7 protein-coding genes and 1 tRNA gene are annotated in these 12,764 nt (G+C 66.9%); 5 read left to right on the forward strand and 3 right to left on the reverse strand.

Features of this window, described 5'->3' with window-relative positions; all coding sequences use genetic code 11:
- The first annotated feature begins 39 nt into the window (after nucleotides 1-39).
- Nucleotides 40-116: transfer RNA gene (locus ACP7AB_RS16470), tRNA-Met, on the forward strand.
- A 73-nt stretch (nucleotides 117-189) separates the two neighbouring features.
- Here the strand turns inward: ACP7AB_RS16470 and ACP7AB_RS16475 are convergent.
- Both ACP7AB_RS16475 and ACP7AB_RS16480 read right to left on the reverse strand, forming a co-directional pair.
- Nucleotides 190-1,548 (reverse strand): sigma-54-dependent transcriptional regulator, encoded by a 1,359-nt coding sequence (locus ACP7AB_RS16475; RefSeq protein WP_425993051.1) that lies wholly within the window; start codon nucleotides 1,546-1,548, stop codon nucleotides 190-192.
- Nucleotides 1,545-3,389 carry a sensor histidine kinase gene (locus tag ACP7AB_RS16480; protein ID WP_425993053.1) on the reverse strand — a complete coding sequence of 615 codons (1,845 nt, stop codon included), beginning with the start codon at nucleotides 3,387-3,389 and terminating at the stop codon, nucleotides 1,545-1,547. The genes ACP7AB_RS16475 and ACP7AB_RS16480 overlap by 4 nt, the downstream gene beginning before the upstream one ends.
- Nucleotides 3,390-3,605: 216 nt before the next feature.
- Here ACP7AB_RS16480 and ACP7AB_RS16485 point away from each other — a divergent pair, with 216 nt between their 5' ends.
- The 4 genes from ACP7AB_RS16485 to ACP7AB_RS16500 all read left to right on the forward strand — a co-directional run bounded on the left by ACP7AB_RS16485 (nucleotide 3,606) and on the right by ACP7AB_RS16500 (nucleotide 12,282).
- Entirely contained in the window at nucleotides 3,606-4,964 is a 1,359-nt protein-coding gene (locus ACP7AB_RS16485; protein WP_425993055.1) for a dicarboxylate/amino acid:cation symporter, read from the forward strand.
- Nucleotides 4,965-5,018: 54 nt separating this feature from the next.
- Nucleotides 5,019-7,598, forward strand: coding sequence for a TonB-dependent receptor plug domain-containing protein (locus tag ACP7AB_RS16490; RefSeq protein WP_425993057.1), 2,580 nt, complete (start codon nucleotides 5,019-5,021; stop codon nucleotides 7,596-7,598).
- Nucleotides 7,599-7,784: 186 nt separating this feature from the next.
- Entirely contained in the window at nucleotides 7,785-10,928 is a 3,144-nt protein-coding gene (locus ACP7AB_RS16495; protein WP_425993059.1) for a TonB-dependent receptor domain-containing protein, read from the forward strand.
- A gap of 67 nt (nucleotides 10,929-10,995) precedes the next feature.
- Nucleotides 10,996-12,282, forward strand: coding sequence for an alpha/beta hydrolase family protein (locus ACP7AB_RS16500; protein WP_425993061.1), 1,287 nt, complete (start codon nucleotides 10,996-10,998; stop codon nucleotides 12,280-12,282).
- 335 nt (nucleotides 12,283-12,617) lie between these two features.
- On the opposite strand, the gene ACP7AB_RS16505 is transcribed toward ACP7AB_RS16500, so the two are convergent.
- A partial coding sequence (locus ACP7AB_RS16505; protein WP_426046192.1) for a hypothetical protein occupies nucleotides 12,618-12,764 on the reverse strand: 147 nt, incomplete at its 5' end.

Here is a 12,764-nt window from a genome sequence, read left to right on the forward strand (position 1 = left end):
GGTCTTCTCGAACATCTTCCTTCACAACGCCGCTCTTGCCGCGGGATGGAGCAGCCCGGTAGCTCGTCAGGCTCATAACCTGAAGGTCGCAGGTTCAAATCCTGCTCCCGCACCCAAGATCTCAAAGCCCCGCCGGTTCGCCGCGGGGCTTTTTGCTGTCCGAAGCCACGCTCCCAAGCCGCCGCAGCCCTAGCCGACCTCATCTCGTGCGCGGAAATCGCCCGGACGCAGGCCGTGACGGCGGAACTTGTCGTAGAGGGTCTTGCGGGGAACCCGCAGGGCGTCGGTCATGGCGACGACGTCGCCAGCGTGGCGATGCAACGCCTCCTCCAGCACCGCCTTCTCGAACCGTTCGAGCCGGTCGACCAGGCCGGCGCCCGCGTCTTCGGCCGAGCCGAGTGCGGCTGGTCTGTCGATATCCATTGCGACCCGGTCGGCGAAATGCGCCAGCTCCCGCACATTGCCCGGCCAATCATGCTCAATCAGGGTGCGCCGGACGGCGGTGCTCATCAGCGGAGGCGTCCGCTGGCGATCGCCGGAGGCCCGCGCCAGGAAATGCGCGAACAGCAGCGGCACGTCCTCGCGCCGCTCCCGCAGCGGCGGCACCCGCAGCTTCAGGACGTTGAGACGGTAGTACAGATCCTCGCGGAACTGACCGCGCTCGACCGCGCGCTTCAGGTCCGCCTTGGACGACGCGAGGATACGCAGGTCCAGCTGGCGCGGGCCTGACGCGCCCAGAGGCTGGATCTCCCGTTGTTCGACGACCCGCAGAAGGGTAACCTGGGCGGACATCGGCATGCTCTCGATTTCGTCGAGAAACAGCGTGCCGCGGTGGCTTTGTTCGATTAGGCCGACGCGGCGTTTGACTGCGCCCGGAAAGGCGCCCGGCTCATGGCCGAACATCTCGCTCTCGATCAGGCCAGCGGGCAGGGCCCCGCAGTTGATCGGCACGAAGGGATGGACGCGCCGCCGGCCGCTGTTGTGCAGGGCGCGGGCGACGACCTCCTTGCCCACGCCCGTCTCGCCCTCGATCAAGACATCCATTCCGGCGTCCGCGACCTGTTCGATGACTGTGCGCAGGCGGGCGATCGCCGGGCTTGACCCCAGCAAGGGCAGGTCCGGTGTCGCGCGCCCGACCTCCGCCGCCAGGGCGCGGTTGTCGAGGACCAGTCCGCGCTTCTCCAGCGCCCGGTTGAGGCTGTCGGACAGCCGGCCGAAGTCGAACGGCTTGGCCACGAAGTCGTAGGCGCCGTTGCGCAGGGCATCGACCGCGTCGGCGATGTCGCCGTGGCCTGTGATCATCACGACCGGCAATCCCTGGTCGAGCGCCTGAAGCCGCGCCAGCAGGCCGCGCCCATCCATCCCGGGCATGCGCAGGTCGGAGACCACGACACCCGGATAGTCGGCACCCAGCACCTTCAACGCGGCCTCGGCCGAGGCAAAGGCCTGCACCTCCAGATCCTCAAGCTGAAGCCGCTCCAGCAGGGCGCTGCGGAAGTCATCGTCATCGTCGATCAGGGTGACGCAGCGAGGGCGGGAGAAGTTCACGCGGCGGCCTTCAGGGCTATCACGAACCGGGCCCCGGACTTGCCCGGCCTCAGGCTGAGTTCGCCGCCGAAGCCGGCCACGATGTCGCGGCAGATGACGAGGCCGAGGCCCAGTCCTGCCGACTTGGTCGTGACGAAGGGGGTGAACAGCGCCGCCGCGACGACCGCATCGACGCCGGGCCCATTGTCGCTGATGACGATCTCGACGCGACGCCCCTTGCGGGCGACGTCGATGGTCAGTCTGGGTTCGGCCGTTCCGGCGTCAGTCATGGCCTCGAAGGCGTTCTGGGCCAGGTTGACGATGACCTGCTCCAGCCGGATCGGCTCGGCCTGAACCTGCAGATTGCCCGCGCCGGTGCGGACCAGCTCGACGCCGCCTTCGCGCAGCCGCCCGCCGATCAGCAGGAGTGCGCCGTCGATGGCGGCGGCGGGCGAGACGGAGGAGATCCCTTTCGTGCTCTTGCGTGAGAAGGCGCGCAGTTCGTCGGTGATGGCGCCGATGCGGCTGGTCAGTTCGGCCACGCGACCCAGGCTGCGACGCGCCGACTCCGGGTCGTCGCGATCAAGATAGGCGCTGGCCGTATCGGCATGGGTGCGGATGGCGGCGACGGGCTGGTTGATCTCGTGGGCCACACCGGCGGCGATCTGGCCGAGAGTGGCCAGTTTGTTGGCCTGGACCAGTTCCTCGCGGAGGGCTTCGCGGCTGGCCTCGGCGCGGCGGCGCTCGTCGATCTCGCGGTTCAGCTGGCCGTTGGCGGCACGGAGCTCAAGGGTGCGTTCATCGATCCGGCGCTCGAGCTCGGCGCGGGCGCGTTCCTCGGTCTCGGCGCGCGCCATGGCCTGTTGGCGGCGGCGCAGCAGAACGCCTGCGCCGCCGGCGAGCAGGGTGATCAGGAGCCCTGCGACGGCCCGGGCGCTCATGACGTTGGCGACAATGGCGCCGCCGATCGGATCCAGCAGATGCAGGGTCCAGCCGGGCGTATCCGTCCCGGTGTGGGCGAGAATCCACTCCGCCGACGGCCCGCCTGCGGCGGCGCGTACGATCCGATGCGTGCCCGTCGCCTCGCTGTCGAACGGCAGAGGCGCCAGCGCCTGACCGCTCAGGGTCTGGTCGGCCAGGATCTCCTCGCGCTCGGCGGCGGTCAGGTCGCGACTGCGGCGGAACCGCCATTCCGGCACGCTGGTGACCAGGACGACGCCGCGGGAATCCGTGACATAGGCAGGCTCGCCGGAGCCGCGCCAGTCCGCCTCCAGAGCGTCGAACTCGACCTTGACCACCACGATGCCGATCGGCGCAGCGGCGGTTCCGATCCGGCGGGCGAGATACAGGCCGGGGCGTCCGCTGACCGTGCCGAGGGCGAAGAACTCCGCCTCCCCGTTCTGCATTGCGCCTTTGAAATATGGCCGGAAGGCATAGTCGGAGCCGACGAAACTGGTGGGCTCGCGCCAGTTGCTGGCGGCGCGGGCGACGCCGTTCCTGTCGAGCACATAGATGGCGGCGGCGCGGGTCTGGGCGGCGAGGGCTTCCAGCTTGGCGCTGACGGCGTCGGCGGCCTGGCGCTCCGGGCCGGCGACGAGGCCGACGACCTCGGGGTCCTGCGACAGGACAACGGGGAGGGAGCGGTGCTTCTCCAGTTCGCTGCGCAGGACGGCGGCGTGGAGGACGGCGGCGGCGTCGGCCTGACGGGCGAGGTCGGCCTGGGCGTCGCGGCGGGCCAGTTCTCCGGCGGCCGTCATGGCCAGTCCGCAGGCGACCAGCCAGCACAGCAGCAGGACCAGCCACGGCCGGGAGGACCGGGTGGAAACGAGGCTGCCGAGTTGATCGAGCGGGGACGCCGTCATTTGGCGAGCATGCGGAATTCCGCACAGAAAGACCATATCGGTGGCTGGATTTCCGGCCAAAATTCAGATGAGGGCTAAAGAAATACAGATAAAACAGTGACTTGAATGCGAACAATTCGGGTTTGGTCCTCATCTGGATTGCGGCCAAACTGCGGTCTTGGGACACGGCGTCAGACCGTGCGGAAACAGCGCGACCACGGTCGCAAGGGAGGACGGATGCAGCTCACGAGCGATCCAGGTCACGCGTCCGGCGCGCCTCGCGCATGGTATCGCCACCTGTACGTCCAGGTTCTGGGCGCGATCCTGCTCGGCGGGCTGATCGGACATTTCTGGCCGGCGTTCGGCGAGAGCCTGAAGCCGCTGGGCGACGCCTTCATCAAGCTGGTGAAGATGGTCATCGCCCCTGTGATCTTCCTGACCATCGTCACCGGCATCGCCGGCATGCGGGATCTCGGCCGGGTCGGCCGGGTCGCGGCCAAGGCCTTCGCCTATTTCCTTGTCTTCTCGACCCTGGCCCTGATCGTCGGTCTGGTGGTCGGCAATGTGGTCCAGCCCGGCCGTGGCCTGAACATCGATCCCGCGACGCTCGACGCCGGGGCGGTGGCCCAGTATTCGACCGCCGCGCATGAGACCACGATCATCGGCTTCCTGCTCGGCGTCATTCCCGACACCTTCGCCAGCGCCTTCTCCACCGGCAATATCCTTCAGGTCCTGTTCGTCTCGGTCCTGTTCGGCATCGCGCTGGCGTCGGTCGGCGACCTCGGCAAGCCAGTCCTGACCTTCCTGGAATCGGTCAGCGCGGCCTTCTTCAAGCTGGTGGCCATCGTCATGAAGGCGGCGCCGATCGGGGCGTTCGGAGCCTTCGCCTTCACCATCGGCGCCTATGGCATCGAGACGATCGCCAACCTGATCGCCCTGGTCGCCACCTTCTACCTGACCGCCGCCATCTTCGTGATCGGGGTGCTGGGCGCGGTCGGCATCGCCAACGGCTTCTCAATCTTCAAGCTGATGCGATACCTCAAGGAAGAGCTTCTGCTGGTGCTCGGCACCTCGTCGTCCGAGGCGGCGCTGCCCAGTTTGCTGCAGAAGATGGAGCGAGCCGGCGCGTCCAAGTCCGTGGTCGGCCTCGTCGTGCCGACCGGCTATTCGTTCAATCTGGACGGCACCAACATCTATATGACCATGGCCGCCCTGTTCATCGCCCAGGCGCTGAACATCGACCTGACGCTGGAGCAGCAGATCCTGTTGTTGCTGGTCGCGATGCTGAGTTCCAAGGGGGCGGCGGGCATCACGGGCGCCGGCTTCATCACCCTGGCGGCGACGCTGGCCGTCGTGCCGACTGTGCCGATCGCCGGCATGGCACTGATCCTCGGCATCGACCGCTTCATGAGCGAGTGCCGGGCCCTGACCAACTTCATCGGCAACGCCGTGGCGACCCTCGTTGTGGCGCGCTGGGAGGGCGAGCTTGATCGCGACGCCCTGCGCGAGGCGCTGGATGGCTCGCCGCGTCCGCTCGCCGCCGAACCCGATCCGGCTGCCGGACCCGGCGACGATCTCGTGGTCGCTCGCGACTAGACCAAGGAACCAGGCGTCGAAACAGGCGCCGGAAAATCAGAGAGGGAGGCTAACATGAGGAACTTCAAACGCACCGCGCTTCTGGGTGCAACCGCCCTGCTGGCCTTGCTGGCGAGCCAGGCCCAGGCCCAGACACCCTATGTCGCCGCCGAACCGCAGGAAGACGACAGCAGCGTCGATGACATCGTCGTCGTCGGTTCGCGCGGCCGGCCCCGCACCGATGTCGAGCGTCCGGTGCCTGTCGATGTCGTCGGCGCGGAGGAACTGTTGTCGACGGGCCAGACGGACCTGGGCCAGCAACTTCAATTCACTTCGCCGTCCTTCAACTCGACCAAGTTCGGGATCAACGGCGCGACCAATTTCGCCGATCCGGCGTCGCTGCGCGGCCTCTCTCCCGACCAGGTCCTGCTGCTGATCAACGGGCATCGTCGCCACCAGTTCTCGGGCTTGAACCTGAACGTCGCGCCTGGCCTGGGCACGGTCGTATCAGATCTGAACAGTGTGCCCTCCGCCGCCGTCGAACGGATCGAGGTGCTGCGGGACGGTGCTGCAGCCCAGTACGGCTCCGACGCCATCGCCGGCATCGTCAATATCCAGCTGCGTCGCGGCTTTGGTGAAACGAACGTCAGCGGCACCCTGGGCATCAACGGCGAAGGCGATGGATTCACCCGCAAGATCGCCCTGAACCAGGGTCTGCCGCTGGGCAGCGACGGCGGCTTCTTCAACTATACGCTGGAGTATTTCTCCACCGATCCGACGAACCGTTCGGACCCTTATACGGGCGTTCTGTATCCGGCGACGCCGGCCACCTATGGCGTGACCGGTCCCACGCCCGCCTTCCCCTACACCACCGCCAACCCGCGCGTGGACCGTGGCGTCTATCCCACGACGCCGTTCGTCATCGGGACCTACGGGTCCAACGAGAACGAGACCCAACAGGCGTTCATCAACTCCGAACTCCCCCTGTCGGGTGGCGGGACCCTGTATGCCTTCGGCGGCTATTCACAAAAGGACGTGATCGCGGCGGGCTTCTTCCGCGCACCGGCGACGTTCGCCAACTCCAACCTGTCGATCTATCCGGACGGATACATCCCGGTCCTGCCCGGCCAGGCCATCGACTATTCGGGGGTCGGCGGCATCAAGCGAGGAATGGGCGGCTGGGACCTGGATCTGTCCTACAGCTTTGGCCACAACCATCTGGACCAGTGGGCCAACAATACGACCAACGCCTCTCTGGGGGCCGCCAGCCCGCGTGACTTCTACGTCGGGCGTACGGCCTTCGAGCAACAGATCGTCGACTTCACCGCTTCGCGCGACTTCGGGCCTGTCGGCTTCCTGCAGAACCTGAACGTCGCTGTCGGGGCCCAGTGGCGCGAGGACCGGTTTGAGGTGTCACGCGGCTCACCGGAATCCTATGCGGTCGGTCCGCTGGCGATCACGGGCAAGAGCCCCGGATCGAACGGTCGTCCCGGCTATGCGCCCGCCGACGAGATCGACATCACCCGCACCAACGTCGGCGCCTTCATCGACATCGAGGCCGACGTCAGCGATGCCCTGCTGATCGCCACGGCCCTGCGCTACGAGGAATACAGCGACTTCGGGGGCAGTCTCGCCGGCAAGCTGGCGGCCCGTTACAAGTTCAATGACGAACTGGCCGTGCGCGGCTCCTACAACCGGGGCTTCCGGGCACCGTCGCTGGCCCAGATCGGCAACCGGGTCACGACCTCGACCGTCCAGAACAATCTGATTTTGCAGACGCAGCAGATTTCCAGCGACAATCCCCGGCTGGCGACGCTGGGCATCGAAGATCCGATCGCCGAGACGTCCGACAGCTTCAGCATCGGCCTGACCGGGGACTACCCCGACGTTCTGGGAGGTCAGGTGTCCTTCACGCTCGATGCCTTCGCCATCGACATCGAGAACCGCATCGCCATCAACGACGGTCTTTTGACCGCCAGCTTCCCGGCCGTGGCGGCCCTGTTCCCCGGCGTGCGCGAGATTCGCTTCTTCACCAACCAGATCGACACCGAGACACGAGGCATCGACGCGGTCGTCACCTATCGCACCTCGATCGGATCGGACGATCTGCGGGTCACCCTGTCGGGCACCAATGCGAGCACCGAAGTGGTCTCGCAGCGCGCCACCCCGCCGCAGATTCTGGTCGGCGCATCGGCTGCGAACCAGAGCCGCCTGCTGCTGGGAGAGACGGCCATCGAACTGATCGAGGTGGCCCAGCCGCGCGTGAAGATCCTGTTGTCCGGCAACTACACCCACGGGCCCTGGACCTTTGGCGCCAATGCGACCCATTTCGGTACGGTTGAGGCCAACAGCAATGGCCTGAACGCCGCAGACGGCAATGTGGCCTGCAACGCCGTGAACCGCTGCGTCCAGACGTTTGAGGCCAGACAACTGGTCGACCTCAACGTGACCTATGCTTTCGACAACGGCGTCACGCTGACGGCAGGCGCGAACAACGTCTTCGACGTCTATCCCGACAAGTGGAACAGTCTGGCGGGCGGCAATGTCGGTCAGGCAGCGAACTATTCCGATGGCCAGACGCCCTACACCCGCAACGCCGGGCAGTTCGGTTTCAACGGAGCCTACTACTACGTCACAGCCCGTGCATCATTCTGAGCGAAGGCGCCAGGACAAGGCGGTGGCGACGCTGGTGGCCGCACGGCGGGAGGGCGAACTCGACCGTGACGCCCTGCGGGAAGCCCCGAATGGCTCACCCCGGGCGCCAGACCTGAAGACGATGCGGTGCTCGCCGCCGACTGACCTTGCCGTGCCTGAAAACAAAAAAGACTTTGGGAGAATGACATGAATTCGACGAAGACCGCGATGCTCGCGACCACCGCCGCAGCCGCCCTGCTGACCTTCGCCCCTGGCGTCTGGGCGCAGACGACGCAGCAAAACCCCGCGCCAGTGCCCTCGACGACCCAGCTGTCGCAGGCGGCACAGTCGATCGCCGATCAGGCCAGCCAGAACGGCGAGGACGCCTCGTCGGTCGACGACATCGTCGTCGTCGGCTCCCAGATCCGTGGCGCGGACGTCACCGCCGCCCTGCCGGTCACGGTGCTGAGCGAGGAACAGATCCTGGCCACCGGCGCGGTCAACGGCGACGACCTGCTGCGGTCCATCCCCCAGATGGGCGACGTGCTGTTCTCGGCGGCCAACAACCCGCAGACCTCGAACGCGGCGCGCGGCGACGTGAACTCGGTCAACCTGCGCTCGCTGGGCGTCGGCAACACCCTCGTGCTGCTGAACGGCCGCCGTATCGTGCAGCACCCGACCAGCCAGGGCACGTCGGACACCGGCACGGTCCCCGTCCTCTCCTACAACTCCAACGCCATTCCGGTGACGGGCCTCGAGCGTCTGGAGATCTTGCTGGACGGCGCGGCCGCCATCTACGGCGCGGACGCCGTGGCCGGGGTGGTCAACACCGTGCTCCAGGACGACTTCGACGGCCTGAAAATGAACGCCCAGTACGGCGGTGCCGAGAGCACCCACCTGAAGGAGTTCAATCTCGGCGTCTTTGCCGGCAAGGACTTCGATCGCGGCAATATCTCGGTCTACATCGACTACACGGACCGTGCGGCCCTCCGCGCCGAGGACCAGGAGTACACGGCGACCGACAACCTGCGCTTTCTGTTCGCGGGGAATGAGGCCTTCGCCTCCAGCCTGACGCCGGACGCCCGCAACACGCGCGGCGCTTGGGGCAACTTCGCGGTCGTCGGGGCGACCACGGCGATCCGTCGCGGCACGACGTCCCTGACCACAGCCGCCGGCGCCTTCCACATCCAGCCGACGACCCTGACGGGCTGTCTGGTTCCCAATGCCAATGACGCCAACATCTGCCTGGGCTCCGGCGCTCTGAACTTCAACGGCGTCCAGCGCGACCTGCGCTTCGACACCGCGCCCGGCACCACCATCCTGCCCGACACCCAGCGTCTCAACGTCTTCCTGCAGGGCCACTACGACATCAACGACAGCGTCACCGCCTTCGGCGAGCTGGGCTACTATACGGCCGACACCCAGCGGATTCAGCCGCCGGTGATCAATCTGAACACCCTCACCATCCCGACGACCAACTACTGGAACCCGTTCGGCCCGGTGACCTTCGCCAATGGCCAGGTGAACCCGAACCGCATTTCGGGCCTGACCAATGTCCCGGTCACCGGCCTGGCCATTACCCTGAACCAGTACCGCTTCGTCGACGCCGGCTATCAGAAGGTCAACGTCACCAACTATCAGGCCCGCGCCCTCGGCGGCCTGCGCGGCGAATGGCGCGGATGGGACTGGGAAACCGCCCTAGTCTATTCGGAAGCGGAGGCGACGGATGAATCCCTCGCCGTGAACACCCAGGCGCTGCAGGCCTCGCTCGCTCTGTCGACGCCCGACGCCTACAATCCGTTCAGCGGCGGCTGCATCGCCCAGACCAGCTATGGCGACTGCTCGCCCAGCTCCCAGGCCGCGATCGACGCCATCAGCTTCACCCTGAAGCGCGAGAGCCGCACGACCCTGGCCCTCTATGACTTCAAGGTCTCGCGTCCCGACCTGTTCAGCCTGCCGGCCGGCGATGTCGGTCTGGCCTTCGGCTTCGAGGCGCGCAAGGAGACCCAGAACGACGACCGCGATTCCAACCTGGACGGCTCCAACCCGTTCCGCGACACGGTCACCGGCGCGGTCCAGCTGTCGAACGTCATCGCCGTCAGCCAGAACCCCGACACCCACGGCGAGCGTTCCGTGACCTCGGCCTATGTCGAACTCGCGATCCCGGTCGTGTCGCCGGAAATGAACATCCCGCTGGTCCATAATCTGGAGTTCCAGGTCGCCGGCCGGGCCGAGCACTATTCGGACTTCGGCGACGTCGCCAAGCCAAAGGTCGCGGCCGCCTGGGACATCGTCGATGGCCTGCGGATCCGGGGTTCCTACTCGGAAGGTTTCCGCGCGCCGAACCTGGAACAGGTCAACACCGCCACCTACGGCCGCCTGTCGACCAACCCCGACTACATCCGCTGCGAGGCGGATCTTCGAGCCGGACGGATCGCCACCTTCGGCGCCTGCTCGCGCTCGATCGGCGCGTCGCTGCTGGTCTCCGGCAACCCGGACCTCGAGCCGGAAGAGAGCAAGAACCAGTCCTACGGCGTCGTCTTCCAGCCCCAGTTCATTCCGGCGGAGTGGGGTGACTTCACCTTCACGGTCGACCGCTGGCGCATCCAGCAGGAGAAGATCGTCGGCCTGTTCGGCGGCCCGAACGCGGTGGTCCTCGACTACGCCGAGCGGGTCCAGGGTCGTTCGAACCCTCTGGTGACACGCGCCGCGGTCAACGCCGACGACATCGCCCTGTTCGCCGGTACGGGCCTGACGCCGGCGGGTGTGATCACCTCGATCAGCGACCGGTTCGTCAACCTGCTGCCGCAGGACGTCGAGGGCATGGACATCGGGTTCAACTGGCGTCTGCGGGACACCCCGCTCGGCAGCTTCCGGGTCAATATCGACGCCGCCAAGCTGATCAAGTTCGGTCGTGAAGCGGGTCCGGCCGTGGACGCCCTGTATGCCGCACGCGCCGCCGGGACCATCAACGCCGCCACGCCGCTGCCGGACTCCCGCAATCTGCTGGCCCAGAACGGCCGCCCGGAATGGAAGCTGTCGGGTTCGCTCACCTGGAGCCAGGGGCCGTGGCAGGTCGGCGCCTTTACCCAGTATATCTCGGCGGTGGACGATACGAGCCTGCTGGACGCCTCGGGCAATGCCTGGGAGGTCGCAAGCCAGATGACCGGCAACCTCTACGGCCAGTACGAGTGGGAGGAAAACAACGGCTTCGCCTCCAACAGCCGCATCCGCTTCGGCGCACGCAACATCACCAACGAGCGTCCGCCGCTGTCGTCCTCGGGCTACCTCGGCTCGCTGTATCGCCCCTACGGTCGCTACTGGTACGTGTCGATGGCCAAGGAGTTCTAGGCGGTTGCGACGGATGGGGACGATGCGTTCTGTATTATCGACCCCCCTCCTTTTGACAGGAGCCGTCGTGGCCCTGAGCTGGATCGGGGCGGGCGTTCTGCCCGCCTCGGCCCAGGCCATCGCACCGGAGCCGGCCGAGTGCCCGGCCAGCCTGCCGGAGGGGACGACCTGTTCCTCGGGTCGGTCGTCGGACGGAGCCTGGTTCTGGATCGCCCGGCCGCACGACTGGAACGGAACCCTGATCGTCCACGCGCACGGTGGCCCGCGCACGGCCGAGCCCAGGCGCAACGACCCGGTCGAGGATCTCGAACGCTTCTCCGTCATGGTCAGCGAGGGCTACGCCTGGGCCGGCTCGACCTATCGCCGGGGCGGCTATGGCGTGCGCATGGCGGCCCGCGATACCGACGATCTGCGCCGGATCGTCTGGGACGCCTTCGGCAAGCCGAAGCGCACCCTGCTTCACGGCCAGTCCTGGGGCGGCAATGTCGCGGCCAAGGCGGCGGAGCTCTATGCTGTCTCGGCCGACGGGGAGCGCAACTATGACGGCGTCATCCTGACCAGCGGCCTGCTGGCCGGCGGCACGCGCGGCTACACGTTCCGGGCCGACCTGCGCGCCGTCTATCAGTTCTACTGCCGCAACCACCCGCGCCCGACCGAGACCCGGTACCCGCTCTGGCAGGGTCTGCCCGAGGGCGCCGCCATGCCCCGCGCCGACATCGCCGCGCGGGTCGAGGACTGCACCGGCCTCAGCCTCGCCCCCGAGGCCCGCACCCGCGCCCAGGCCGACGCGCTGAGGAACATCCTGTCGGTGGTGGGCGTAACGGCGGACAGTCTGGTCTCCCACCTCGCCTGGGGCACCAACCTGTTCCAGGACATGGTCTGGGAACGCCTGGACGGCGGCAATCCGTTTTCCAACGCAGGAACGACCTATCAGGGCTCGGACGACGACGTGGCCCTGAACCAGGGCGTCGAGCGGTTCGAGGCCGATCCGGCGGCCGTCGCGGCCCTGGCCTATGACGCCGACCTGACCGGCGCCATCCTGCTGCCGACCCTGACGCTGCACGCCCGCTACGACCCGACGGTCTTCGTGGAGCACGAGGCGATCTATGCGCAGACGGTCGGCGGGGCCGGCCGCTCGAACCTGCTGACCCAGGTCTTCACCACCGAGGCCCTGCACAGCCAGCTCAGTCTCCCCCAGTATGCCGGCCTGCTGATCGCCATGACCCACTGGCTGGACACGGGCGAGAAGCCGGACGCGCAGGATGTCGTGGAAGCGTGTCGGTCACGGGCGGAGACCTACGGCCAACCCTGCCTGATCGACCCGGATTTCGTGCCGACGCTGCCAGCCAACTAGGTAACGGGCCCCCAAAATCCGTGCATTCCCGCGAAGGCGGGGGCCCGGTTCTTTGGGCGATGATCGGGACCGAGCGCGCTCTGAAGCCAATCCTGCCCACCGAGCTGTCGCTAAAACCTGGGTCCCCGCCTTCGCGGGGATGCACGGGAATTTTGCGAGCGCAACGTCAAAGTGTGAATTTATTCCTTCTTGGCCCTTGCGGCAACCGCCCCGCGCCATCACGTCCCCGATCAGGTCTTTGACATCGCAATCCCGCTGCCGCGCGTCCAGCCGTCACAGCGAACACATCCGCCCCACGCGACTCTGTCGACTCTATCGGCTCCCTTTTTGGAGTCTCACTCACCCCGGTTCTTCACCAGGTCATCGACCACTGACGGATCGGCCAGCGTCGACGTATCCCCCAATGACCCCAGATCGTTCTCGGCGATCTTTCTGAGGATCCGCCGCATGATCTTGCCGGATCGGGTCTTGGGCAGGCCGGG

The organism is Brevundimonas sp. TWP3-1-2b1 (assembly GCF_049896165.1).
Classification (GTDB): Bacteria; Pseudomonadota; Alphaproteobacteria; order Caulobacterales; family Caulobacteraceae; genus Brevundimonas; species Brevundimonas subvibrioides_B.

Bases quoted from the DNA above. Each gene is read 5' to 3' on its own strand.
- ACP7AB_RS16480 (WP_425993053.1), bottom strand. From the start codon at position 3,389: ATGACGGCGTCCCCGCTCGATCAACTCGGCAGCCTCGTTTCCACCCGG.
- ACP7AB_RS16485 (WP_425993055.1), top strand. From the start codon at position 3,606: ATGCAGCTCACGAGCGATCCAGGTCACGCGTCCGGCGCGCCTCGCGCA.
- ACP7AB_RS16490 (WP_425993057.1), top strand. From the start codon at position 5,019: ATGAGGAACTTCAAACGCACCGCGCTTCTGGGTGCAACCGCCCTGCTG.
- ACP7AB_RS16495 (WP_425993059.1), top strand. From the start codon at position 7,785: ATGAATTCGACGAAGACCGCGATGCTCGCGACCACCGCCGCAGCCGCC.